Source organism: Streptomyces sp. NPDC001732 (assembly GCF_053596315.1).
In genome coordinates this window covers 84,042-108,853 of sequence record NZ_JBSFFY010000015.1, presented here as the reverse complement: position 1 = coordinate 108,853, position 24,812 = coordinate 84,042, and the positions used below count along the sequence as shown (strand labels likewise).

Here is a 24,812-nt window from a genome sequence, read left to right as displayed (position 1 = left end):
GCGTGGAGCACGGGAACCGTCCCCGTGCTCCACGCCCCGGTCCGGGGAGTGACAGGGGCCGCGGCGGCGGCGAGCGGGCCGTGGACCCCCGCCCCCTTCAGGTCGGGGGACGAGGAGACGCCACGGCCTCCGCCACCGCACTGACGTCGCACGCCACCGCAGCCTCGTTCCTGCCCGTGCGGTGTGCCACCCCTCATCCGGGTACACGGCACGGGCAGGGTTCTCGGGGGAGGGGCCGGTGCCCCTCCCGGTACTACTCCTCGCGCAGGGCGCGGACGGCCTCCTCCACGCGCCTGCCGTAGTCGGCGTCGGCGGCGCGGAAGTGGGCGAGGTTCTTCTCGATCACGTCGTCGCGGGTCACCCGGGAGAGTCCGCCCGCGATGTTGGCGACCAGACGGCCCTTCTCGTCCTCGGACATGAGCCGGTACAGCTCGCCCGCCTGGAAGAAGTCGTCGTCCTTGGTGTGGGCGGGCGCCGCGTGGGTGCCGGTCCAGCCGTGGACCGCGAGCGGGGCGGAGAGCGCCGCGTCGGTCTGGGCGGGGCCCGCGTACGAGTTGGGCTCGTAGTTCTTGTCGTGGCGCGAACCGTTGCGGGTGGCGTGCAGCCCGTCGCGGCCGTAGTTGTCGACGACCGGGGTGCGCGGCGCGTTCACCGGGAGCTGGGTGTGGTTGACGCCGAGCCGGTAGCGGTGCGCGTCCGCGTAGGCGAACAGCCGGCCCTGGAGCATCTTGTCCGGGGAGGGGCCGATGCCGGGCACGAAGTTGTTGGGCGAGAACGCGGCCTGCTCGACCTCGGCGAAGACGTTGTCCGGGTTGCGGTCCAGCACCAGCCGGCCCACCCGCTGCAGCGGGTGGTCGGAGTGCGGCCACACCTTGGTCAGGTCGAACGGGTTGAAGCGGTAGTCCGCGGCCTCGGCGGCCGGCATGACCTGCACGTACAGCGTCCAGGACGGGTGCACCCCGCGCTCGATGGCCTGCAGCAGGTCGGTCTGGTGCGAGTTGGCGTCCCTGCCCGCGAGCTCGGCGGCCTGCTCGCTGGAGAGGGAGCGCACACCCTGGTTCGTCTTGAAGTGGTACTTGACGAAGAACGCCTCGCCCTCGGCGTTCGTCCACTGGTACGTGTGCGAGCCGTAGCCGTTCATGTGACGGTACGAGGCGGGGATGCCGCGGTCGCCCATCAGCCAGGTGACCTGGTGCGTCGCCTCGGGGGCGTGGGCCCAGAAGTCCCAGACGTTGTCCGGCTCCTGACGGCCCGTGAACGGGTCGCGCTTCTGCGAGTGGATGAAGTCGGGGAACTTGATCGGGTCCTTGATGAAGAACACCGGCGTGTTGTTGCCGACCAGGTCGTAATTGCCCTCGTCCGTGTAGAACTTGAGGGCGAAGCCGCGCGGGTCGCGCACGGCGTCCGCGCCGCCCAGCGAGTCGGCGACGGTCGAGAAGCGGATGAACGTCTCGGTGCGCCTGCCGACCTCGGAGAGGAAGTCGGCCCGGGTGAAGGCGGTGACGTCGTCGGTCACCTCGAAGTAGCCGTACGCGCCGGAACCGCGGGCGTGGACCACGCGCTCCGGGATGCGCTCCCGGTTGAAGCGGGCCAGCTTCTCCAGCAGGTGCTGGTCCTGGAGGAGGATCGGGCCACCGACACCGGCGGTGGCGGAGTTCTGGTTGTCGGCGACCGGGGCGCCTGACTCGGTCGTAAGCACACGCTGCGTCATGGTGTCGGGGCGACCTTCCGTACGGGAGCTGCTGAGTTGCTGAACTGCTGAACTGCGACGGCTCAGGGCTCCAGGAGCGTAAGTACGCTCCGAACCCGGCGTCAACAGTTTGTTGAACCTGGGTGCGAGGTGTTCCGGACGGCGCCGGCGCCTGGGCGCGACAGGACAGGTGTCGGCGCCGACGCCGTCCGGAAGTCAGGGGTGCCGGGGCGTTCCGCGCGGGCCGCGGGCCCCGCCGGTCAGACCTGGACGGGCTGCCCCGACAGGCGCTCGACCGCGCGCAGCAGCGCCGAGTGGTCCAGGCCGCCGTCGCCCTGCGCGCGCAGCGAGGCCACGAGCTGGGCGACCACGGCACCGACGGGCAGCGCGGCGCCGACGTTGCGGGCGGCGTCCGTGACGATGCCCATGTCCTTGTGGTGCAGGTCGATCCGGAAGCCCGGGGCGAAGTCCCGCTTCAGGAAGTTGTCCTTCTTGCGGGTCAGTACCGTCGAACCGGCCAGCCCGCCGTTGAGCACGTCCAGCGCGGCGGCGAGGTCGACGCCGGACTTCTCCAGGAAGACGACGGCCTCGGCGCACGCCTGGATGTTGACCGCGACGATCAGCTGGTTGGCGGCCTTCACCGTCTGGCCCGAGCCGTGCGGGCCGCACAGCACGATGGTCCTGCCGAGCGCCCGGAGGATCGGTCCGGCCTCGTCGAAGTCGGTCTGCTCGCCGCCGACCATGATCGACAGCACCGCCTCGATCGCGCCGGCCTCGCCGCCGGAGACCGGGGCGTCGAGCACCCGGATGCCCTTGTCCTTCGCGTTCCTCGCGAGGTCCACGGAGGTCTGCGGCGTGATCGACGACATGTCGATCAGCAGGGTGCCGGGCCGCGCGTTCTCCAGGATGCCGTCGGGGCCGTAGGCGATCGCCTCGACCTGCGGGGAGGCGGGCACCATCGTGATGACGACATCGGCGTCCCGGACCGCTTCGGCGACCGAGCCCGCCCCGGTGCCGCCGGCCGCGACCAGCCGGTCGACCTTCGCCTGCTCCAGGGTGTATCCGGTGACGTCGTACCCGGCCCCGATCAGGTTCTCGGACATGGGGGAGCCCATGATGCCGAGCCCGATCCACGCGACCTTGGGGAGATTGCTGCTCATGAGGGTGCCTTCCGATAAGCGTGTGTACGAGGGGGCGGCCGCCTTCAGCGGGCGGCCCGCGCGGTGGCCGGGAGCCACTCGAAGGCCTCGGCGCTCGGCCGGTCGCCCGGCTTGTACTCCAGGCCGACCCAGCCGTCGTAACCGGCCTTCGTCAGCTCGTCGAGGAGCTGTTCCAGCGGCAGCGATCCGGTGCCGGGCGCGCCGCGCCCCGGGTTGTCGGCGATCTGGACGTGACCGGTCTTCCCGGCGTACCGCGCGATGACCCGGCCGAGGTCCTCGCCGTTCATCGACAGGTGGTACAGGTCGAGGAGAAACTTCGCGTTCCCGAGGCCGGTCGCCGCGTTGACCCGGTCGACGACCTCGATTCCGGCCGGTGCGCTCACCAGGGGGTAGCGCGGGGACTCCGGGGCGTTGAGGGTCTCGATCAGGAGCACCGCCCCGATCCGGTCGGCCGCACGGGCGGCGGCGACCAGGTTCTCCAGGGCGAGTTCGTCCTGCGCGGCCGGGTCCACACCGTCGACCCGGTTGCCGTAGAGCGCGTTGAGCGCCCTGCAGCCGACCGAGGCGGCGAAGTCGGCCGCCACCTCGACGTTGGCGCGGAAGCGCTCCGACTCGGCGCCCGGTACGGAGAGTGCGCCCCGGTCGGGGCCGGGCAGCCGGCCGGCGTAGAAGTTCAGCCCCACCAGCTGGGTGCCGGCGTCGTCGAGCGCCTTCTTGAGGGCGTCGAGCTCGGCCTGCGGCGGAGTGGGGGTCTCGATCCAGGGCCACCACAGCTCGACCGCCGTGAAGCCGGCCGCGGCGGCGGCCGCGGGACGCTCCAGGAGCGGGAGCTCGGTGAAGAGGATCGAAAGGTTCACATCGAAGCGCTGGTCCGGGTAGCCCATGAGGGTTCGGCGCTCCTTCCGTATTGCGGAAGTTAGTTTCTACAAAACGGAAGATTGCCCGGCGGTGTGGAGGCTGTCAAGAGGGGGCCCGGAATTCGGGCCGGGCGCCTTCGTGAGGGTTGCGCGAGGCGGGACCGGAATCGCGCAGGTTGCCGGAGGGACCCGGGGCGGGACAGGGTGGCTGGTGCGTCCGACGCAGCCGACCCCGTGCGAGGTGTCCCGCATGAACCACGCCACCAGCCGACGCGCCGTCCTGGGAGCGCTGATCGGCGGCGCCGCCCTCTCGGTGGCCCCCGCCCCGCCCGGCCCGCCCCGGCGTCCGGGAGCCGCGCCGGATCCGGGGCGCGCCGCCGCCGCGCGCCCGCGCACCGCCCCGCGTCTGCTGCTCGGCACGTACACCTCCGCCGAGGGCGGCGGCACGGGCATCGGGACCGCGACCTGCGACCCCCGCACCGGGGCGATCTCCGCCGGCCCCGTGATCACGGGCGTGGTCGACCCCTCGTACCTGGCCCTGCACCCCTCGGGCGCCACCGTCTACGCGGTCGCCGAACAGGATCGGGGCCGGGTGGCGGCCGTGGCCCTCTCGCCCGACGGAGCCCACCGGGTGCTGGGGGCGCGCGACACGGGCGGGGCGGGGCCCGTCCACCTCTCCGTCCACCCCACCGGCAGATGGCTGCTCACCGCGAACTACACCTCGGGCAGCGTCGCGGTGCACCCCGTCCGGGCCGACGGCTCGCTGGGGGAGCGCACGGACCTGGTCGCCCACGACGCGCCACCGCCCGGCCCCGGCCGGGACGGGCCGCACGCCCACCAGATCGTCACCACCCCCGACGGCGGCCACGTCCTCGCCGTGGACCTCGGCAACGACACCGTGTACACCTACCGGCTGGACGAGAGGCACGGCACGCTCGCCCGGATCTCCCGTGCGACGCTGCGCCCCGGCGCCGGGCCCCGGCACCTCACGTTCCACCCCGGAGGCCGCTTCGCCTACCTGGCCTGCGAACTCGACAACACCGCCGTCGTCTGCGGCTACGACCCGGCCACCGGCACCCTGTCCCCGGGCGCCCCGCAGTCCACCGGTACCGGCGCCGGCACGAGCTTCCCCGCACAGTTCCTGGTCACCGCCGACGGCCGGTTCGCCTACCTCGCCAACCGGGGGCACAACAGCCTGACGCGCTACGCGATCGAGGACGGCGGAGCCGTGCTGCGGCTGCTCGACACCGTGCCGGTCGGCGGCGACTTTCCCCGGCACACCGCCCTCTCGCCCGACGGGAAACTGCTCTTCGCGGCCAACCAGAGGTCGAGCACCGTCACGGTCTTCCGGGTCGACGCCCGCACCGGTGGTCTGACCCGCGCCGGCGACGCCTTCGCGGCCCCGGTCGCCGTGTGCGTCCTGCCGTACGAAGGCAGGGCTCCGGGCCGGGGCTGAGCCGGCCGGACCACCGTCGCCCGGCCCCGGCGCGGGTCCGTTAGGGTCGGGCCCGAGTCGCGGGTTCCGCAGCGAAGCGGAGCACGCATGAGGGAGGCACAGTGCGCTTGAGAGTGGAGTTCACCACCGAGCCCTTCGATCTCGACGAGGCGCCCGCCCACGCGGTCGTGGCCCGCGAGGTCATCCAGACGGCCGACCTGGACGCGGTGGACGTCGGCCCCTTCGGCAACACGGCGGAGGGCGGCGCGGACGAGGTGCTCACCGCGGTGGACACGCTGCTGCGCAGAGCCCTGGCATCGGGTGCCACCCGGGTGTCGCTCCAGGTCAACGTGATCGGGGAGGACGCGAAGTGACCGAACCGGCGGACCACCCGCTCGTCACCGCGGTCAAGCCGCTCGTCGACGCCATGGGCGCGGAGCTGCTCGTACCGGAACAGGCCAGGGCCGACGACGTCGTGCTGGCCTGGGAGGGCGAGGACGTCATAGCCGTCCGGCTGCCCCAGCTCTCGGAATCGCTCGGCCACATCCTGGCCGCCATGGAGCGCCGGCACGGCAGACCGCTGGCCGAACTGGACCGCAGGACCAAACAGGAAGTGGTGCGGAACCTGGAGGCACGAGGTGCCTTCTCGGTGCGGCACGGGGTGGAGACCGTGGCGGGCGCGCTGGGGGTCAGCCGCTTCACCATTTACAACTACCTCAACAGGGAAAATGCCGCCAAAGCCGAGTAGTTGAGGCCGTAGCCGCTCGAAGGCGGTGCAAGGCCGTGCGGGGCCGTCGTCCGGATCTTCGGACGACGGCCTCTTGCGTTCGCATAATTTCAACAAAGTGTTGACGTGGTGTTGTGGAGGGCGTTAGCTATCCGCAGCCCGACCGACGCGGCGCGAAGAAACGCACAGCGAAAACAGCCACGGAGGCTCCCGTGACTTCGAGCTCCACGCCGGGCCTCGCCCGGTTCAACACCCTGGCGGACGACGAGGCCACCACCACGTTGCACGAGGTGTGCGCCAGCGCGGCATGGGGAAGAGCGATCCTCTCCCGACGCCCGTACACCACCCCGCAGGACCTGCTCTCCGCCAGTGACGCCGCCACGGCCGAGCTGACCCCGAAGGACCTGGCCGAAGCGATGGCCGGACACCCCCCGATAGGCCGCCCGAAGCCCGGGGACCCGACCTCCTCCCGCGAACAGCGGGGGATGGCCGGAGCCTCCGAGGAACTCAAGGCCGAGATGCTCGAACTGAACCTGGCCTACCAGGAGCGGTTCGGACACGTCTTCCTGATCTGCGCCACCGGGGCCACCGGGGAGCAGATGCGCGACGCGGTGAAGTCCCGGATCGGGAACTCGCCCGAGCAGGAGCGCGAGCAGGTGCGCACCGAACTGGGCAAGATCAATCGCATCCGCCTCACCCGTCTCGTCACGGAAGACACGTAACCCGGGACGCGTACCGGAAGAACGCCGGACACGTACCGCAGAACGCGCATCAGAAGGAGAGTGAAGGTCTTGAGCACCTCCGCCACCGCATCGGTGTCCACCCACATCCTGGACACCAGCATCGGCCGCCCCGCCGCAGCCGTCGCCGTCACGCTCGCCGCCCGCAGCGGCGCCGACGCACCGTGGGCGGCACTCGGCGGCTCCGCGACCGACGCGGACGGACGCTGCAAGGACCTGCCGGCACTGCCGGAGGGCACCACCCACGTACGGCTCGGCTTCGACACCGAGACGTACTTCGCCAGCAAGAAGCAAGCCGAGGCGCAGCAGGACGCCCCCCGCGTAAGGGACAGCGGTGTGTTCTTCCCGGAGGTGGCGATCACCTTCGCCGTCACTCCGGGCGAGCACTATCACGTACCGCTGCTGCTCAACCCGTTCGGCTACTCCGTTTACCGAGGGAGCTAGCACCGACATGACAGCCAATTCCCACCAGCCCCGCCCTGTGGTCCTCGGACAGAACCAGTACGGCAAGGCCGAGAACCGCGTCGTCAGGATCACGCGGGACGGCGACACCCACCACATCAAGGACCTGAACGTCTCCGTCGCCCTCTCCGGCGACATGGAGGACGTCCACTACTCCGGTTCCAACGCCCACGTCCTGCCGACCGACACCACCAAGAACACGGTGTACGCGTTCGCCAAGGAACACGGCATCGAATCGGCCGAGCAGTTCGGCATCCACCTCGCCCGCCACTTCGTGACCTCGCAGGAGCCGATCAGGACGGCCCGGATCCGGATCGAGGAGTACGCCTGGGAGCGCATCGCCACCTCCGACGCCAACTCGCAGTTCATCGGCGCCGACGAGGTCAAGCACTCCTTCGTCCGCAGGGGCCAGGAGACGCGCACCGCCCAGATCACCTTCGACGGCGAGAAGTGGCAGGTCGTCTCGGGGCTCAAGGACCTCGTGGTGATGAACTCCACGCACTCCGAGTTCTGGGGCTACGTCAAGGACGAGTACACGACGCTCAAGGAGGCGTACGACCGCATCCTCGCGACCGAGGTGTCCGCCAAGTGGCGGTACAACTGGACCAGCGACGACGCGCGGATGCCGAACTGGGAGAAGTCCTACGAGCAGACGCGCAAGCACATGCTCCAGGCCTTCGCCGAGACGTACTCCCTCTCCCTCCAGCAGACCCTGTACCAGATGGGTTCGCGCATCATCAACAGCCGCAGCGAGGTCGACGAGATCCGCTTCTCGCTGCCGAACAAGCACCACTTCCTGGTGGACCTGGAGCCGTTCGGGCTCAAGAACGACAACGAGGTCTACTTCGCGGCGGACCGCCCGTACGGCCTGATCGAGGCCACCGTGCTGCGGGACGGCATCGAGCCGCAGATCCCGGTCGACATGACCAACCTCTGACGCGGCGCCGAGCCGGTCCCCGTCCCGAGCGCACCGCCGGACGGGGACCGGCCGGACCGGAGGGAACCCCCATGGCACAGCCCCCACACGGGCCGGCAGAAGCAGACGGCCCCTGCCCCACCCCACCGGCGGCCCAGGTCCACCCGGTGGACGAAAAGCTCCGCCCCTCGCGGCTCGTCCCCGCCGCGCTCCAGCACATCGCCGCCATGTACGCGGGCGTCGTCACCCCTCCGCTCATCATCGGCCAGGCCGTCGGCCTCGACCAGGCGGGCATGACCCGGCTGATCGCGGCGAGCCTCCTGATCGCCGGATGCGCCACCGTCCTGCAGACCCTCGGCATCGGCGGCCTCGCCGGGAACCGGCTGCCGTTCGTCAACGCGGCCTCCTCCGCGGGCATCGCCCCGATGCTCGCCATCGCCGAGACCACCGCACCCGGCCACCAACTCCCCGCGATCTACGGGGCGGTCATGCTCGCCGGTGTCTTCTGCCTGGCCGTCGGACCCTTCTTCGGCCGGCTGCTCCGCTTCTTCCCGCCCCTGGTCACCGGCGTCGTCATCACCCTGATCGGCGTCACCCTGATGCCCGTCCCGGTCTCCTGGGCCCGGGGCGGCGACAAGGAGGCCGCCGACTTCGGCGACATGAAGCACCTCGCGCTGGCCGCCTTCACCCTCCTCGTCATCCTGCTCGTCCAGCGGTTCGGACGCGGCTTCCTCAAGCAGATCGCCCTGCTGGCGGGGCTGTTGACCGGCACCCTGGCCGCGGTCCCGTTCGGCCTCGCCGACTTCTCCGCGCTGAGCTCCGCACCGGTCGCCGCACTGCCCACCCCGTTCGCCTTCGGCACCCCCGAGTTCCACCCCGCCGCGATCCTCTCGCTCTGCATCGTCATGCTCGTCCTGATGACCGAGTCCAGCGCCGGAATGCTGGCCCTCGGCGAGATCTGCGACCGGCCCGCCGACGGCCGGACCATCACCCGCGGACTGCGCACCGACGGCATCGCCACCGTGCTGGGCCCGGTCTTCGGCGGCTTCCCGACGAGCGCCTTCGCCCAGAACGTCGGCGTGGTCTCCCTGACGAAGGTGCGCAGCCGCTACGTCGTCGCGGCCGCGGGCGGCGCACTGCTGGTCCTGGGCGCCTTCCCGGTGCTCGGCGCGGTCGTCTCCCTCGTGCCGATGCCCGTGCTCGGCGGCGCCGGCATCGTCCTGTTCGGCTCGATCGCGGTGAGCGGCATCCGCACCCTCGCCGAGGCCGGACTCGACGACAGCTCCAACATCGTCCTGGTCGCCGTGGCCCTCGGCGCGGGCATCATCCCGCTCGCCGCGCCCGGCTTCTACGCGGGATTCCCCGCCTGGGCACAGACCGTCCTGGGCTCCGGGATCAGCGCCGGAGCACTCGTCGCGGTCCTGCTCAACCTGTTCTTCCACCATCTCGGCACCCACGGCCGCCCGGCCGTGGCACTCAAATCCTCCTAGGGTCCTGCCGTGCCCGCACCCACGGAAAGAGAAGGAAGCAGCGCCATGGCAGCATCGCCGACCCCCGAGCACGTGGAACGCCTCGTCATCGAGAACTGCTCGATCGCGACCGTCGACGCCGACGACACCGAGTACGCCTCGGGCCACGTCGTCGTCGCCGGCAACCGCATCGAATCCGTCGGCGCGGGACGGGCCCCCCGGGGCCTGGAGAACGTCGTACGCCGCGTCGACGGCACCGGACACCTGGCCACCCCCGGCCTGGTCAACACGCACCACCACTTCTACCAGTGGATCACCCGCGGCCTGGCCACCGACCACAACCTGTTCGACTGGCTGGTCGCGCTGTACCCGACGTGGGCGCGCATCGACGAACCGATGGTCCGCGCCGCCGCGCAGGGCTCGCTCGCCATGATGGCCCGCGGCGGCGTCACCACCGCCATGGACCACCACTACGTCTACCCGCGCGGGTCCGGCGACCTGTCCGGCGCCATCATCAGGGCCGCCCGCGACATGGGCGTACGGTTCACCCTCGCCCGGGGCTCCATGGACCGCGGCGCGAAGGACGGCGGACTGCCGCCGGACTTCGCCGTCGAGACGCTCGACGGCGCGCTCGCCGCCACCGAGGCCACCATCGACGCGCACCACGACCCCTCCTTCGACGCGATGACCCAGGTCGCCGCCGCGCCCTGCTCCCCGTTCTCCATCTCCACCGAACTGCTGCGCCAGGGCGCCGAACTGGCCCGGCGCAAGGGGGTGCGGATGCACACCCACGGCTCGGAGACCGTGGAGGAGGAGAAGTTCTGCCACGAACTGTTCGGGATGGGGCCGACCGACTACTTCGAGTCCACCGGCTGGCTCGGCGACGACGTGTGGATGGCGCACTGCGTCCACATGAACGACTCCGACATCGCCGCGTTCGCCCGCACCGGAACCGGCGTCGCGCACTGCCCCTCGTCCAACGCCCGGCTCGCCGCGGGCATCGCCCGGGTCCCCGACATGCTCGCCGCCGGTGTCCCGGTCGGCCTCGGCGTCGACGGAACCGCCTCCAACGAGTCCGGCGAACTCCACACCGAACTCCGCAACGCCCTCCTCATCAACCGCCTCGGCGCCCACCGGGAGAAGGCCCTGAACGCCCGGCAGGCCCTGCGCCTGGGAACGTACGGCGGCGCCCAGGTGCTCGGCCGTGCCGACCAGATCGGCTCCCTGGAACCGGGCAAGCTCGCCGACCTGGTGCTCTGGAAGCTGGACACCCTCGCCCACGCCTCCATCGCCGACCCGGTGACCGCGCTCGTCCTCGGCGCCGCGGCCCCCGTCACCCTCTCCCTCGTCGACGGCAGGCCCGTCGTCGAGGACAACCACCTGATCACCGCGGACGAGGAAGCCATCGCCCGCGCCACCCGCGACGAGGCCCGCCGCCTCGCGCAGGTCGCCGCCGGGGCCTGACGCCCCGGACCCCCTGTACCGGCCGGTCGAGGGGGACGGCCCTCGACCGGCCGCCGCGGAGCCCGAAAGGGTTCCCGGCAACCGGTGCGGTGGAGCGTGCCCGCACGCGCCGCCGCACCGGGGACCCAAGCTGCCCGCACCAGCTGCACGTCACGTTCCACCTGCATCAACGCCCCACTTGCACCACCTCCCTGACACCCACGCCGCCCCAGGCGTGTAACCGACCGGAGGAACCGCCGTGGCAGCTAAGCCCAGGTTTCACAACGACGCAGTCGCAGCACCCGACATCGATCCCGACCCCAAGTCGTCCCCGGCGCACCGGAAACATCCGGTCGACGAGACGCTCCCCCCGCTGAAGATGTTCACCAGCGGCCTCCAGCACGTGGCCGCGATGTACGCGGGCGTGGTGGCCCCGCCGATGATCGTGGGGCCCGCCGTCGGCCTCACGGCCGAGGAGACCGCCTTCCTGATGGGGGCGAGCCTGTTCACCGCGGGCATCGCCACCCTGCTCCAGACCCTCGGCTTCTGGCGCATCGGCGCCCGGCTGCCGTTCGTCAACGGCGTCTCGTTCGCCGGGGTCACCCCGATGGTGGCGATCGGGAAGGACCGGGGGCACGACGGCATCGCCGTCATCTTCGGCGCGATCATCGTCGCCAGCTTGCTCGGCTTCCTGCTGGCCCCGTACTTCTGCAAGCTGGTCCGCTTCTTCCCGCCCGTCGTCACCGGCACCGTGATCACCCTGATCGGCGTGTCGTTGCTGCCGGTCGCCTTCAACTGGTCCCAGGGCGGCAACGCCAAGGCCGCGGACTACGGCTCCACGACCAACATCACCATGGCCGCCGTCACCCTGGTGATCGTGCTGGCCCTGCGGAAACTGCTGCGCGGCTTCCTCCAGCAGATCTCCATCCTGCTCGGCCTGGTCATCGGCACGCTGATCGCGATCCCGGTCGGCATCACCGACTTCGGCGCCCTGGGGAACGCCGACCCGATCGGCTTCCCCACCCCGTTCCACTTCGGGACGCCGCAGTTCGAGATCGCCGCGATCGTCTCCATGAGCATCGTGATGCTGGTCTGCATGACCGAGTCCACCGCCGACATGCTCGCGCTCGGCAGGATAGTCGACCGGCCGGCGGACGAACGGACCATCGAGGGCGGCCTGCGCGCCGACACGCTCGGCAGCGCCATCAGCCCGCTCTTCAACGGCTTCATGTGCAGTGCCTTCGCCCAGAACATCGGCCTCGTCGCGATGACCAAGGTGCGCAGCCGCTTCGTGGTGGCCGCCGGTGGCGGCATCCTGATCCTCCTCGGGCTGGTCCCGGCCGCCGCTTCGGTCATCGCGCTCGTCCCGCTGCCGGTCCTCGGCGGTGCGGGCATCGTGCTGTTCGGCTCGGTCGCCGCGAGCGGGATCCAGACCCTGGCGGCCGCCGCGCTGGAGAAGGGCGAGAACGCGCTGATCGTGGCCGCGGCCGTGGGCGTCGGCCTCATCCCGATCGCCGCGCCGGAGTTCTACCACGCGTTCCCCGAGGACCTGCTCGTCGTGCTCGACTCCGGGATCTCGACCGGCTGCGTGGTGGCGATCGTGCTCAACCTGGCCTTCAACCACCTCGGCGGGAAGCCGGAGCCGGAAGCGCCGGAGCAGGGCCGGGACCGGTCGGCGGCCCCGGTGGGCGCGCACTGACCGACCAGGCACGGCCCGGTACGGCGCTGTGGCGCGTACGGCGACCCCCGCGGGAGCTGCCGTACGCGCCACAGTCATGAGGTCCGGACGCGTCAGCCGATGTGGAAGCTGTCGCCGTACACCTTCCAGTCGAGCGGCGGGTCGAGGTTCAGGTTGCGCTTCTTCAGGAAGACCCGCTGGGCGGTGTCCACCCGGCTGGTGTCCTCGTGGGCCTCCTCCTGCTTCATCGCCCAGACCCGGGCGTCCAGGAAGGCGTTGAGGTACGTGACCTCGTCGCCGCCCCGGGACGGCGGCTTCGCCTTCGACAGGGCACGCTTGCGGATGGAGCCGAAACCGGTGCTGTCGCCGCCGTCGCCGTGCATGACGATGGCGTCGTAGTACGCGAACTGGCCGAGCGTGCCGATGCCGTCGGCCTTGCCCTGCTTGACGGCCGGGTTGAAGTACACCCGGTCCCGCTCGTCGTCCTGCGCCTTCCGGAACGCCGAGTCGGACGCGGCCTTCACCCAGTCCTTGGTGAAGTTGGGGTCCAGCCCCTGGTGCGAGGGGGTGCCGTTGACCTTCCGCAGCGCGGGGAGGTACTTGGCGAGGACGTTGTCGGGTTTGCGCTCGGTGTACAGCTCGACGAGGTCGAGCATGTCCCCGGTGCCGGAGCAGAAGCCGATGATGCCCGCGGTGTAGCCGCGGTCGTCGTCGATGTCCTCGATGTACTTGTACTGGGACTTCCAGTCCAGGGAGGAGTTCTCGGCGCTGGAGACCAACTGCATGGCGATCTCCTTCTTCGCCGGGTCGTCCAGACCGGTCGCGGCGGCCACGGTGGCGGCCGGCCGGGCCACCGCCGAGGGCTGCTGCGCCGCCTGATGCGTGGGGGCACCGGCGTGGGCCGCGACGGGGATCGCCATGAGGGAGAGCCCGAGCGCGACGACCGCGATGCGCACGGGACGGGCATTGCGACGTGCGGCGCGCTGATGGGGAGCGTGCACCAGTCCTCCAAAGGGAGTTCTTCGTTCCGTCGGTCTGTTAGGAAGCTTTCCTATCAGGGCGGAGTGAGGGTAGTACACCCCCTGGGCACGGGGAAGTTGAGAACTTCCCGAAACGTGGAACGGCCCCGCACCGCGCGGAGCGCGCGGTGCGGGGCCGGGGGCGCCCCCCGGGATCCGGGCCGAGGTACGCGGCTGGGGCACGGACCGGAGGGCGCCGGTCTCAGCAGTCGAGGTAGCCCGCGTAGATCCAGACGCCGGTGGGGCCGCCCCACAGGTCACCCATGACCCAGCTGCCGTCCTGACCGCGGGCGTTGAGCTTCTGACCTCGGTTCACCTGGCCCAGGACCGGGTAGCTGTTGCCGGGTCCGCCGCGGAAGTTCACCCCGTTGTCGTTGACGGTGCAGACCACTGCGGCCGCCTTCGCGGACTGGGCCGCGACGGGGCTCTGCACGGCCTGGGCGGCGGGGCTCAGGGCGAACCCGAGACCGGCCGCCAGGACCGTCGCGGCCAGCATCATCTTCTTCATCATGCGGTTCCCTCCTCCGTGTTCCGACCCGCGTCGGCACGAGCCGTTCGTCAGCCCCAACGCGGTCCAGGATCGTCCGGTCACGGGTCGAAGCCGCCGTTCGGGCAGCAGTGAAAGTGCAGGTCATGCGCCAGGCGCACCGGCGTGCGCAGGTGGCGGGCGGACGCTTCTGGCGCCTGCCCGCCGGGGGTTTGGGAGCGGGGAACCGGTGATCGCCGCCGCGCCGCGGTCGTTGCGAGGGGCAGGGGCAGGGGCAGGGGCAGGGGCAGGGGCAGGGGCAGGGGCAGGGGCAGGGGGACGGGGGCGGGGCGTTGTCAGTGTCGGGTGCCATGATCCGGTCCATGGATCTCGAACTGTTCTTCGCCGACGTCGACGCGCAGCCCTGGGCGGAGTTGCAGCACGCCTACGGGGCCGCCGCCGACATTCCCGGGCACCTGCGGGCGCTCGCGGGCGACGACAAGGACGCCGCGACCGAGGCGGTCTCCGAGCTGTACGGCGCCATCCTGCACCAGGGTTCGGTCTACGGGGCGACGGCCCGTGCCGTTCCGTACCTCGCGCGGCTCGCCGGGGCCGGACACCTCACGGAGGACCTCCTGACGCTGCTCGGCGGGATAGCGGAGGGCGGCGCGGACGACGGGGACACGGACGAGGCCGCCTGCCGGGCGGCCGTCGTGGACCAGTTGCCGCTGATCCTGGCGTCGGTCGACGCCGAGGAGCCGGGGCTCCGGTGCGTCGCGGTGTGGGCCGCCGCGATGACCAATGCGGCCGATCGGGTGCTGCCGGTGCTCCGGCGGCGCCGGGAGACGGAGACCCATCCGCGGGTGCGGGCCGAGCTGATCGGGGCCATGGCGCATCTGGACCCGGCGGGTACCGCCGCCGGGGTGACCGCGCTCATCGGTGCCCAGGAGCCGGGCGAGGTGCGCATCGCGGCCCTGCTGGCCTGCGTGGACGGCGGCCTGCCCTGGGGTCCCGAGCACCACGGGGCGATGCTGTCCCTCCTCCCCGCGGACAGGCTGGTCGTGGACCGCCTCGACCTGGAGCGGAACGAACCCCTGCGGTACGTCGTCGAGACGCTGCTGCTCCGCGACACCGACGCGGACCGGGACGCGGTGTACGCGCTGCTCGACGCCGCCCTGCGCAGCGAGGTCCCCGAGGCGCGCGCGGAGGCGGTGTGGGCGGCCGAGCAGGCGTGTCTGCTGTCGCGCAGCGCCCCGGAGCGGCTGGCCGGTGCGGTGCCGGCGCTGGCCGCCGATCCGGACGGTCTGCCCGCGGCGTATTCGCTGCTCCGGAAGCTGGGCCCGCACGCCGCTGCGGCCGCCCCGGAGCTGGCCCGTGCCGCAGGGGGCGAGGGCGATCCGGCGGACCGTGCCCTGGAGGCGCTCGTCCTCGTGGCCCCCGACCTGGCGGCGCCGCTCCTCGCCCGTGAGCTGGGACGACGCCCGCGGGCGCTGGGCGCGGCGGGTGGCTCCCCGTTCGGGGCGGTGGTCGGTGTCCGGCCCCTTCCGTGCGACGCCGCGCTGCTGGACGCGATCCGGACCCGGCTGGTCGCCGAGGACCTCGAAGGCAACGAGCCCTTCCACCTCCTGTCCCTGCTCGGCTCTTGGGGGAGCGGGGCGGCGGCCGCCCTGCCCGAGCTGCGGTCCGCGCTGCCGCGTTTCCCGGCCGCCGTGCCGAGGGCGCTGGTCGCGGTCTGCCCGCCGGAACACCGTGCGCGGACGGCGCGGCTGCTGACCGACGCCGCCGCTTCCGGGCCGGAGAACGGCCGGCTCGCCGCGGCGAAGGCGGTACGCGAACTGACGGGGGAGACCGGGCCGCTGAAGGAGGCAGTCACCGCCCAGCTCGTCGGCGACGGCGGTGACGTGCAGGCGGCTGCGGAACTCGCCGCCGAGCTGGGCCCGGAGGCGTCGGACCTGGCGCCGGCCCTGCGGTCCGCGCTCAGCGACCTCGAGAGCGGTCGCATCACCCCGCAGATGGACTGCGACATCGCGATCGTGTCGGCCCTGTGGCGGATCACGGGTGACGCCGCGCAGGCGGTGCCGGTGCTGGCCGGTGTGCTGGCGGAGACCGGGAGGATGTGGATGCGCTGGACGTTCCGCCGGGCCGCGCTGGCGGCCGTGTCCCTGGGCGGGGCGGCCCGGCCGCTGGTACCCGCGCTGGAAGGACTGCTGGGCGAACGGACGCACGTCCCGGCGGCGGTGCTCGCCCTGCACGCGATCGCCCCCGAATCCCTCGACGGACCACGCACGGCCGGTCTGCTCCTGGACTCGGCGGAGGCGGATGCCGACGCGGAACTCGCCCTGGAGGCCCTGGTCCTCCTCGGGCCCGCCGCCCTCACCGAGGACCATCGGCGCCGTCTGACGGCCCTGGCCGAACGGGACCTCCGGGTGCGGGCCTCGGGCGTGGAATCGGCGATCTGCCCGGCCGACGAGAAGCTGCGGGAGCAGGCCCGCGAGGCGGCGCGCAGCCTGGGCTGACCGCCCGGCGCACCGGGGCCGTCAGATGCTTCGGCCCACCGTGAGCCGCGACCCGGCCCGCACCGGGCCCCGTGGCGCGGTGCGGGCCGGTGCGGCGGGGGTCAGGTGCCCGGTTGCCAGTCCGGGCGACGGCCGCTCATGGCGACGGTCTGGTCGAGCAGGGGCGCGTCGGCCGGGACCGGGACCGGAGGGCCGAAGATGTCCGCCGGGCGGGGATCGTCGTCAGGGGTCAGCATGGCCAGCGAGACACGCAGACTCGCCTCGTCCGGCTCGTACTCCTGACCGGTCGCACGGGCCAGGTCCCAGCCGTGGATCACCAGTTCGTCCAGTGCGACCACCACCGCCACCTCGGCCGGCAGATCCACACCGCCCGCCCTGGTCGTCCCCTGCCGGGCATCGGGGGCGCGCCAGGCCGCCACCAGCTCGTCCAGCAACGCAGGCAGCGTTTCGCGCCAGCCCTCGGCGAGGACCGGCGGCGCGGCGGTCGGGGCGGTGTCGGTCGTCGGCCCGAGGTCCTTGCGCGCCGCGTCGCGGAAGGCCGTGCTCAGCCCGACCACATGGGCGAGCAGCTCGCGCACCGTGTAGTCGGGGCAGGGCGTCGGACCGGCCAGCTGCCGGTCGTCGATGCCGTCGAGCAGGGAGGCGATCTGTCGCGCGGCGGGCTCCAGATCGATCGTGGGGATCGTCTCGGTGTGCGTGTCCATACAGGGCAGACCTCTCCCGCGCCCCGAACCCGTCGCTCATCGCACGACGCGTCCACGGAGCACGATCCGGCTCGGACGGTTCAGCACGGCAGGGTCCTCGGTCGGGTCGGTGGCGTATGCGACGAGGTCGGCGGGCGCGCCGTCCACGAGGCCCGGCAGTCCGAGCCAGGACCGTGCCGTCCAGGACGCGGCACCGAGTGCCGCGTGGGCCGGCAGACCGGCCCGTACGAGCCATTCCAACTCGCCCGCGACCGTTCCGCAAGGGAAGGAGTCCGTCCCGGCCAGCACCGTCACACCGGCCTCGTGGGCCGCGCGCACATTGTCGAGCATGCCGTCCCAGCCGGCCAGCCAAAGATCGCGGCGCACGCTCGGCTCCCGGGCCCGCATCGGGCCCACTCCGGCGGCGAAGACGCTCAGCGTCGGCACGAGCGCCGTGCCCTGCGCGGCCATCCGGTCCAGCAGCGCCGGATCGAGATGCATGCCGTGCTCCAGGCTGTCGGCGCCCGCCAGTACGGCATTGCGGGTGCCCTCGGCGGTCTGGCAGTGCACCGCCACCTTGCCACCGGCCGCGTGGACCGCCGCCACCACCGAGGCCAACAACGGCAGCGGCACTGCGGGTTCGTCGGCGGCCCAGTCACCGACGACCTTGCACCACCCGGACGAGGCGGCCGCCTCCTCCACGGCGGCCCGCACCAACTCCGCCTCGCTCACGTCGCGTCCGAAGCCCGGGATGAACCGGCCGGGCGTGGCCAGCCACCGCCCCGCCGACGTCACACGCGGCAGCTCCGGGTCCTCGGCCACCCAGCGGGGCATCCGCCGCGCCGTGCCCGGGGTGCGCACCGCGAGCACCCCGGCGTCCCGGTGCTCCACCAACTGCCGCCGCAGCAACCCCTCGTCGAAGGGCACGCGAGGGTCCGTCGTGCCGGGGTGCGTGTGCACGTCGACGAGGCCGGGCAGCAGCCAGCCGCCGTCCACGACCACTTCCACGTCCCGGCCCGAGAGGCCGCCCGGCGGGTCGCCCGCGCGGAGCACCTCGCCGTCGATCCGGAAGGTGCGTTCCTCGCGCTCCGGCAGCACGATCCCTCGTATGCACAGCATCGGACGACCGTACGACACGACGCCGCCCCACCGGCGACGCACCATCGCCCGCCCCCGTGGGCCGCGCGGGCACACCGGCACATTGCGGAACGTTCCGATCCGTCCTCTTGTCGACGAGCCCCGCGCCATGCGATACAGGTCTGGACCATTGCTCCCGGATGGAAGGCGCAACCGTGCAACACCCCCGTGCAACCGCCGCGTTGGCCTGCTCCGCCGCCCTGCTCCTCGCCGCGCTCACCGCCTGCGACTCCGCCCCCGAGTCCGACACCGGCAAGCCGACGGTGCCGGGCCGGGTGACGGCACAGGCGAGCAGTGCCACCTCCGTGCACGTCATGTGGGAGCGGTCCTCGGACGACAGGGCGGTCACCGGCTACGAGGTCTACCGGGAGGGGAAGCGGGTGAAGTCGGTCCCGGCGGCCAAGCTGATGATCGACGTCGACGGGCTGACCGCGTCGACCGCCCACTCCTTCACCGTCCGGGCCCGCGACGCCGCCGGGAACCTCTCCGCGCCCAGCGCCGCCGTGCGCGTCACCACACCTGCTGCCGCCCCTGCCGACCGGGAGGCGCCGACCCGCCCGGTGAAGCTGCGCGGCACGGTGGACGGCAGCCGGTCGGTGAACCTCTCCTGGGGCGGCTCGACGGACGACGTCGGCGTCACTTCGTACGACATCTACCAGGAGGACTCCCGGATCCACAGCGTGCCCGGCGACCGAACCACCGCCCATCTGACCGGACTGCGCCCCGGCACCGTCTACACCTTCACCGTCCGGGCCCGCGACGCCGCCGACACCTCCTCGCCGGACAGCAACGCCGTCGACCTCACGACCGAGTCCGCCCCGGGCGCCCCGGCCGGTACCGCCCCCACCGACCTGCGGATCGGCAACCGGGTCGAGGGCAAGGGGTACGCCATCGAGCTGAACTGGAAACAGCCGGAGACCGGCGGCGAGATCCCCGCGTACCAGCTGTTCATGAACGGCCGGGCGACCACCACGATCGTGTGGGGCGGAGCCCCGCCCGAGGGCCGGGCGAGCTACCGGCTCACCGTGAGCGACCCGCGCGGCACCCGTTACTCGTTGAAGATCCGCGCGAAGCTGCCCGACGGGAAGTGGGGGGACTTCTCCGCCCAGCGCACGGTCGTCCTCGGCGAGTGAGGCGAGTGAGGCGAGTGAGGCGAGTGAGGTGAGTGGGGCGAGGGGGAGCGGGGCGAGTGGGGCGAGGGGTGCGGGCGGCCGACTTTACCCGCGATTGGTCTGTACCTATTGGCGAGTTGGTCCAGACCTCTTAGTTTCCCCCCCCGTGCTCCATGGCACCAAGGGATCCGGCTCCCTCTCAGGACCGCCTCACCGGTCCCTGCCCCAAGGGAGAACACCATGTTCGAGCACATGACCTCCAGACGGAGAACGGCGACCGCGCTCGCCGCCGTTCTCGGGCTGCTCCTCGCGCTGCTCTCGCTCCAGGCCGCCCCCGCGCACGCGGCGGGCAAGCCGACGGCGACCTTCACCTCGGCCGACAACGGCTCCTGGTGGAAGGGAACTTACGTCCTGCACAGCGACACCGAAACCGCCGTGACCGGGTGGGAGATCGAATTCGACCTGCCCGCCGGGGTCACGATCGACACCTCCTGCAACGGCACCGTCACCACCCGGGGCAGCCATGTCACCGCGGTCAACGCCCACTACAACGGCACGGTCGCCGCACACGGCACCAGCGAGCCGTACAGCTTCTGGTTCGTCGCCAAGGGGCCCGTCGCCGCGCCCACCGGCTGCCGGGTCAACGGCGACAAGTGCGACGGCTCCGCCGACGTGCCGCCGGGCGCGCCCGGCGGACTGAAGCAGACCGACGTCACCGCCCGCACCGCGTCGCTGTCCTGGACGGCGGCCGCGCCGGGCGACTTCCCCGTGGCGTCGTACGACGTCCTGGCCGGCGGGAAGGTGGTGGGGTCCGCCACCGCGGCCACCTCCACCACGGTCACCGGCCCGACCCCGGCCACCGCCTACGCGTTCGCCGTCCGGGCCAAGGACACCCGCGGCAACACCTCGGCCGAGAGCGCGCCGCTGGCCGTCACCACCGTCGGCCCGGCCACCGACACCTCCCCGCCCACCGCGCCCGGTTCGCTGCGCTCCACGGCCACCGACTCCTCGTCCGTCACCCTGGCCTGGACCGCGGCGACGGACGACCAGCGGGTCGCCGCGTACGACATCTACCGGGGCGGCCTGCTCGCCACCACGGTCTCCGGCGCGACGACCACCGCCACCATCGGCGGACTCTCGCCCTCGACCCCGTACACCTTCACCGTCAAGGCGCGGGACGCGGCGGACAACGCCTCCCCGGCCAGTGGGGCGCTCACGGTGAAGACCGACGACATCGTCGGCAAGGGCAACTACGCCAAGGTCGGCTACTTCGTCCAGTGGGGCATCTACGGCCGCTTCAGCGCCGACACCGCCATCAGGGCGTACACCGACGCGGGCGTCGAACCCCGCAAACTGACCCTGGGCGTGCCGTTCCACGGCCGGGGCCGGCAGAACGTCGCCGACGGCGGGGCCGCGGGCGAATGGCAGGGCGCGGGCGGCGCCGCTCCCGGCCAGTTCGCCGAGGAGGCCGGCAACCGCGGCTACGCCGACCTCATCGGTGCGTACCCGACGATGACGGTCCATCACGACGAACAGTCGATCTCCACGTACGGCTACACCGGCAACCAGTGGTGGTCCTTCGACGACACCTGGTCCCTCGGAAAGAAGACCGACTACGTGAAGTCCAAGGGGCTGCTCGGGGTGATGATCTGGGAGATGTCGGGCGACACGTCGCAGGGCACCCTGATGAACGCACTGGACACCGGTCTGAAGCGGGGCCTGTCCCGGCCGGAGCGGTAGCGGCGCCAGCGACAGCCGGTACCCGCCGGTTCGCGGAGTCCTGCCGGGTTCCGCGAACCGCGGTTGTGGGGCAAGGCGGGATCAGAGGCCCCCCGGCGCGCCCTCCGCCGAGGCCGGGCAGCGCTCCGTCAATGCCGCGGGTCCCTCCGGCCCCGTCGCCGGCCGCCCAGGTCTCCACCGCGGCCCGCACCGCGACCCCGACGGCCCCGGCCGTCAGCCGGATCTCCGGCGAGCCCGCCGCGTCCGGGAGTCCGGCGCGCGCCGCGAGCACCCCGGCCAGGGTGGTGTCCGCGTCGTTCCACCCCGACTGGAGGGCCGGGCTGTCCGTCGCCATCCTCGGCAGCGACCGCACCCACTCCAGGGACTCCGGGCCCTCCACGCCCGTGGGCACGCGCGGCCCCGGTGTCCCTGCGCCCCGGTGCCGGCCGCGCGCCGGCCGGGCGTACCGCTCCGCCCCCGGCGCTGTGCGGTGCCGGGGGCGGAGCGGTACGGGGCGGGCGGCGGGTCAGCCCAGCTGTTCGTACGCGGGCAGGGTCAGGAAGTCCGCGTAGTCCTGGTCCAGGGAGACCGTCAGCAGCAGGTCGTGGGCCTGCTGCCACTTGCCGGCGGCGAAGGCCTCGTCGCCGATCTCGGCGCGGATCGCGGCGAGTTCCTCGGCCGCGATCCTGCGCGCCAGGTCCGCCGTGGCGTGCTCGCCGTTCTCGAAGACCACGTCCGCGTTGATCCACTGCCAGATCTGCGAGCGGGAGATCTCCGCGGTGGCGGCGTCCTCCATCAGGTTGAAGATGGCGACCGCGCCCAGGCCGCGCAGCCAGGCCTCGATGTAGCGGATGCCGACCGCGACGGCGTTGCGCAGACCCTCGTAGGTGGGCCTGGCGTCCAGGCTGTCGACGGCGATCAGGTCCCCGGCGGCCACCGAGACGTCCTCGCGCAGGCGTTCCTTCTGGTTCGGCTTCTCGCCGAGGACCGCGTCGAAGGAGGCCATGGCGATCGGCACCAGGTCCGGGTGGGCGACCCAGGAGCCGTCGAAGCCGTCGTGGGCCTCGCGGTCCTTGTCGGCCTTGACCTTCTCGAAGGCGACCTTGTTGACCTCGGCGTCGCGGCGGGACGGGATGAAGGCCGCCATGCCGCCGATGGCGTGCGCGCCGCGCTTGTGGCAGGTACGGACGAGGAGTTCGGTGTACGCGCGCATGAACGGAGCGGTCATCGTCACCGCGTTGCGGTCCGGGAGGACGAACTTGGCGCCGCCGTCACGGAAGTTCTTGACGATGGAGAAGAGGTAGTCCCAACGGCCCGCGTTCAGCCCGGAGGCGTGGTCGCGCAGTTCGTAGAGGATCTCTTCCATCTCGTACGCGGCGGTGATCGTCTCGATGAGGACGGTCGCGCGGACCGTGCCCTGCGGGATGCCGACGTAGTCCTGGGCGAAGACGAAGATGTCGTTCCAGAGGCGGGCCTCCAGGTGGGACTCCGTCTTCGGGAGGTAGAAGTAGGGGCCCTTGCCGAGGTCGATGAGGCGCTGGGCGTTGTGGAAGAAGTAGAGGCCGAAGTCGACCAGCGCGCCCGGCACCGGGACGCCGTCCAGCTGGAGGTGGCGCTCGTTCAGGTGCCAGCCGCGCGGCCGGGTGACGACCGTGGCGAGCTCCTCGGCGGGCTTCAGGGCGTACGACTTGCCGGATCCCGGGTCCGTGAAGTCGATGTTGCGGGTGTAGGCGTCGATCAGATTGAGCTGGCCGAGGACGACGTTCTCCCACGTGGGGGCGGAGGCGTCCTCGAAGTCGGCGAGCCAGACCCTGGCGCCCGAGTTGAGGGCGTTGATGGTCATCTTGCGGTCGGTCGGACCGGTGATCTCCACCCGGCGGTCGTTCAGCGCGGCCGGGGCCGGCGCGACGCGCCAGGAGTCGTCCGCACGGATCGCCGCCGTCTCGGGCAGGAAGTCCAGCGTGGAGGTGCGGGCGATCTCGGCGCGGCGTTCGCCCCGGCGGGCGAGCAGTTCGTCACGACGGGGTGTGAACCGCCGGTGCAGCTCGGCCACGAACGCGAGGGCCGCTTCGGTCAGGACCTCGTCCTGCCTGGGCAGGGGCTCGGCATCGACGATGGCCAGCGGGGACGGCGCTGGTGCGGACATGAGCGGTCACTCCTTCAGCGGGCGGTGCGGGCGGCGCCCCACGGCCGCCGGGTCGCCGGGGACGGCACGGCGTGCCGGGACTCCGGGATACGGGTGGGGGCGCCGTCTGAGGTGCAGAGGGCTTCTGATCAGTGGATAGTAGTTTCCTCATGGTGGAAGTTCAATGGTTTGTTGATGTCGAGATTCTCCGGATCGACAGAAGCGGGGCGGTGCCGGCGCGGGATGCCGTCGCGTTCACTCCAGGTGCCCGAGGTCCTCCGCCGTGTCGATGTCGTACGCCTGAGCCACATCGGAACACTCGACGAGCGTGATCGCATCGCGGTGCGCCCGCAGATAGGGGCGCGCCCCCTGATCGCCCACCGCGCCCGCGGCGATCTCCGCCCACAGACCGGCCCCGAACAGCACCGGATGGCCGCGCTCCCCGTCGTACGAGGCCGCCGCCACGCCCGTCCGGGAGCGGTACGCCGAACGCACCCGGGCCACCGCCTGCGCGCCGATGCCCGGCTGGTCCACCAGGAGGACGAGGGCCGCGTCGGCCCCCGTGCCGGCGAGCGCCCCGAGCCCCGCCCGCAGCGAGGAACCCATGCCCTGCGCCCATTCGGGGTTGACGGTCACGACGCAGCCGGAGAGGTCGGCGCGGGCCCGCACCTCGTCGGCGGCGGCGCCCAGCACCACGTGGACGGGGCCGCAGCCGCCGTCCCGCAGTACCCGCACCGCGTGCTCGACCAGGAGGCGCCCGCGGTGCTGGAGCAGCGCCTTGGGCCGTCCGCCGAGCCGCCGTCCGCCGCCCGCGGCGAGCAGCAGTCCGGCGACCACGGGGGTCCGTTCGGTGGCCTGTGTGGTCCGAGTCATGCGGACTGAATACCCCATCGCTTCCCGGCCGCGCACCCTTCGCTGAAGCAAGCGGCAGGGGGTGCGGGCGGGAACGCCGTCCACCGGGCGACACGCACATCACCCTTACGGGACCCCCTGAATTCTGTCCGCGGAGTGGCGCTCGACACCTTTCATGGCGTTAACTTGCGCGCACGCCCGGTTACTTGGTCGCGGTGCGCGAACCGGTCGGAACACTGGCACAAGGTTGTGCGAGGGGGAGTGCTTTGTTGCGAAGCGTGGGACAGACGCGGGTGACCAGCAGCGGCGAGGACCCGAGGGTGACGGAGTTGCGCACGGCGGTCTCGCGGCTCCGCCGCGAACTGGCCGGGCACCCCTCGGAATTCCCGGACCGGGGCATTGCCGAGGACGAACTGGCCGCGCTCGACGCGATGGCACTCGGCGGGGTGCCGGAGATCCCGCGCCTGCGCCGCTCGCTGCTGCTGATCGCGGGGGCGATCGGCTCGATGAGCGCCCTGGCCTCCGCGCTCAGGGACGTACGGGTCGCCGTCGACCTCTTCGGGGAACCGCCGCGCGGCTGACCGGTACGAACGGCGCCGACCGGCA

At 72.2% G+C, this 24,812-nt stretch carries 22 protein-coding genes and 1 pseudogene; 13 read left to right on the top strand and 10 right to left on the bottom strand.

Translation table 11 applies throughout. The features are described 5' to 3' along the window. Positions 1-253 precede the first annotated feature (253 nt). The 3 genes from ACWCXX_RS17615 to ACWCXX_RS17605 all read right to left on the bottom strand — a co-directional run bounded on the left by ACWCXX_RS17615 (position 254) and on the right by ACWCXX_RS17605 (position 3,734). On the bottom strand, positions 254-1,711 hold the full coding sequence (locus ACWCXX_RS17615) for a catalase (RefSeq protein WP_451128086.1): 1,458 nt from the start codon (positions 1,709-1,711) through the stop codon (positions 254-256). 239 nt (positions 1,712-1,950) lie between these two features. Beyond that, complete coding sequence (locus tag ACWCXX_RS17610; RefSeq protein ID WP_451128084.1) at positions 1,951-2,850, bottom strand: 2-hydroxy-3-oxopropionate reductase; 900 nt, start codon at positions 2,848-2,850, stop codon at positions 1,951-1,953. A gap of 44 nt (positions 2,851-2,894) precedes the next feature. Beyond that, positions 2,895-3,734 carry a TIM barrel protein gene (locus ACWCXX_RS17605; RefSeq protein WP_451128082.1) on the bottom strand — a complete coding sequence of 280 codons (840 nt, stop codon included), beginning with the start codon at positions 3,732-3,734 and terminating at the stop codon, positions 2,895-2,897. Between the two features lie 223 nt (positions 3,735-3,957). Here ACWCXX_RS17605 and ACWCXX_RS17600 point away from each other — a divergent pair, with 223 nt between their 5' ends. The 9 genes from ACWCXX_RS17600 to ACWCXX_RS17560 all read left to right on the top strand — a co-directional run bounded on the left by ACWCXX_RS17600 (position 3,958) and on the right by ACWCXX_RS17560 (position 12,598). Then, positions 3,958-5,163, top strand: coding sequence for a lactonase family protein (locus tag ACWCXX_RS17600; RefSeq protein ID WP_451128080.1), 1,206 nt, complete (start codon positions 3,958-3,960; stop codon positions 5,161-5,163). Positions 5,164-5,264: 101 nt separating this feature from the next. Further along, the gene (locus tag ACWCXX_RS17595) at positions 5,265-5,516 is read left to right on the top strand and encodes a hypothetical protein (RefSeq protein ID WP_388985342.1); all 252 of its coding nucleotides are present in this window, start codon (positions 5,265-5,267) and stop codon (positions 5,514-5,516) included. Beyond that, positions 5,513-5,890: a helix-turn-helix domain-containing protein gene (locus ACWCXX_RS17590; protein ID WP_451128078.1), complete on the top strand. Its 378-nt coding sequence runs from the start codon at positions 5,513-5,515 to the stop codon at positions 5,888-5,890. The genes ACWCXX_RS17595 and ACWCXX_RS17590 overlap by 4 nt, the downstream gene beginning before the upstream one ends. Positions 5,891-6,081: 191 nt before the next feature. Then, a complete protein-coding gene (gene uraD, locus ACWCXX_RS17585; protein ID WP_451128076.1) occupies positions 6,082-6,591 on the top strand; it encodes a 2-oxo-4-hydroxy-4-carboxy-5-ureidoimidazoline decarboxylase in 510 nt (169 codons plus the stop codon). Positions 6,592-6,660: 69 nt separating this feature from the next. Next, a complete protein-coding gene (gene uraH, locus ACWCXX_RS17580) occupies positions 6,661-7,053 on the top strand; it encodes a hydroxyisourate hydrolase (RefSeq protein WP_451128074.1) in 393 nt (130 codons plus the stop codon). Positions 7,054-7,060: 7 nt separating this feature from the next. Further along, positions 7,061-8,008 (top strand): factor-independent urate hydroxylase, encoded by a 948-nt coding sequence (gene pucL / locus ACWCXX_RS17575; protein WP_451128072.1) that lies wholly within the window; start codon positions 7,061-7,063, stop codon positions 8,006-8,008. A gap of 71 nt (positions 8,009-8,079) precedes the next feature. Continuing rightward, positions 8,080-9,477 (top strand): nucleobase:cation symporter-2 family protein, encoded by a 1,398-nt coding sequence (locus tag ACWCXX_RS17570; RefSeq protein ID WP_451128070.1) that lies wholly within the window; start codon positions 8,080-8,082, stop codon positions 9,475-9,477. A gap of 45 nt (positions 9,478-9,522) precedes the next feature. Then, entirely contained in the window at positions 9,523-10,920 is a 1,398-nt protein-coding gene (locus ACWCXX_RS17565) for an 8-oxoguanine deaminase (RefSeq protein ID WP_451128068.1), read from the top strand. A gap of 238 nt (positions 10,921-11,158) precedes the next feature. Next, positions 11,159-12,598, top strand: coding sequence for a nucleobase:cation symporter-2 family protein (locus tag ACWCXX_RS17560; RefSeq protein WP_451128066.1), 1,440 nt, complete (start codon positions 11,159-11,161; stop codon positions 12,596-12,598). A gap of 92 nt (positions 12,599-12,690) precedes the next feature. On the opposite strand, the gene ACWCXX_RS17555 is transcribed toward ACWCXX_RS17560, so the two are convergent. Beyond that, positions 12,691-13,578 carry a chitosanase gene (locus tag ACWCXX_RS17555; RefSeq protein ID WP_451128064.1) on the bottom strand — a complete coding sequence of 296 codons (888 nt, stop codon included), beginning with the start codon at positions 13,576-13,578 and terminating at the stop codon, positions 12,691-12,693. 220 nt (positions 13,579-13,798) lie between these two features. Continuing rightward, positions 13,799-14,107: an SH3 domain-containing protein gene (locus ACWCXX_RS17550; RefSeq protein WP_451128062.1), complete on the bottom strand. Its 309-nt coding sequence runs from the start codon at positions 14,105-14,107 to the stop codon at positions 13,799-13,801. Between the two features lie 338 nt (positions 14,108-14,445). On the opposite strand from ACWCXX_RS17550, the gene ACWCXX_RS17545 reads away from it, so the two are divergent. Next, positions 14,446-16,578 (top strand): hypothetical protein, encoded by a 2,133-nt coding sequence (locus ACWCXX_RS17545; protein ID WP_451128060.1) that lies wholly within the window; start codon positions 14,446-14,448, stop codon positions 16,576-16,578. A gap of 101 nt (positions 16,579-16,679) precedes the next feature. Here ACWCXX_RS17545 and ACWCXX_RS17540 read toward each other — a convergent pair whose 3' ends face one another. Together ACWCXX_RS17540 and ACWCXX_RS17535 are read right to left on the bottom strand one after the other, a co-directional pair. Beyond that, positions 16,680-17,282, bottom strand: a complete 603-nt coding sequence (locus ACWCXX_RS17540; protein WP_451128058.1) for a TIGR03086 family metal-binding protein — start codon at positions 17,280-17,282, stop codon at positions 16,680-16,682. Positions 17,283-17,318: 36 nt separating this feature from the next. Continuing rightward, entirely contained in the window at positions 17,319-18,380 is a 1,062-nt protein-coding gene (locus ACWCXX_RS17535) for an amidohydrolase family protein (RefSeq protein ID WP_451128056.1), read from the bottom strand. Between the two features lie 158 nt (positions 18,381-18,538). On the opposite strand from ACWCXX_RS17535, the gene ACWCXX_RS17530 reads away from it, so the two are divergent. Together ACWCXX_RS17530 and ACWCXX_RS17525 are read left to right on the top strand one after the other, a co-directional pair. Then, positions 18,539-19,531, top strand: a complete 993-nt coding sequence (locus ACWCXX_RS17530) for a fibronectin type III domain-containing protein (RefSeq protein ID WP_451128054.1) — start codon at positions 18,539-18,541, stop codon at positions 19,529-19,531. 219 nt (positions 19,532-19,750) lie between these two features. Further along, entirely contained in the window at positions 19,751-21,250 is a 1,500-nt protein-coding gene (locus ACWCXX_RS17525; RefSeq protein ID WP_451128052.1) for a glycosyl hydrolase family 18 protein, read from the top strand. 121 nt (positions 21,251-21,371) lie between these two features. Here ACWCXX_RS17525 and ACWCXX_RS17520 read toward each other — a convergent pair. The 3 genes and pseudogenes from ACWCXX_RS17520 to ACWCXX_RS17510 form a co-directional block, all read right to left on the bottom strand. Next, positions 21,372-21,629: pseudogene (locus ACWCXX_RS17520) on the bottom strand (acyl-CoA-like ligand-binding transcription factor); the annotation flags it as partial. A 126-nt stretch (positions 21,630-21,755) separates the two neighbouring features. Further along, positions 21,756-23,375 (bottom strand): malate synthase A, encoded by a 1,620-nt coding sequence (aceB, locus tag ACWCXX_RS17515; protein WP_451128050.1) that lies wholly within the window; start codon positions 23,373-23,375, stop codon positions 21,756-21,758. 234 nt (positions 23,376-23,609) lie between these two features. Next, a complete protein-coding gene (locus ACWCXX_RS17510; RefSeq protein ID WP_451128048.1) occupies positions 23,610-24,227 on the bottom strand; it encodes a nucleotidyltransferase family protein in 618 nt (205 codons plus the stop codon). Positions 24,228-24,484: 257 nt separating this feature from the next. On the opposite strand from ACWCXX_RS17510, the gene ACWCXX_RS17505 reads away from it, so the two are divergent. Next, a complete protein-coding gene (locus tag ACWCXX_RS17505; RefSeq protein WP_451128046.1) occupies positions 24,485-24,787 on the top strand; it encodes a DUF5955 family protein in 303 nt (100 codons plus the stop codon). The last annotated feature ends 25 nt before the right edge of the window (positions 24,788-24,812 follow it).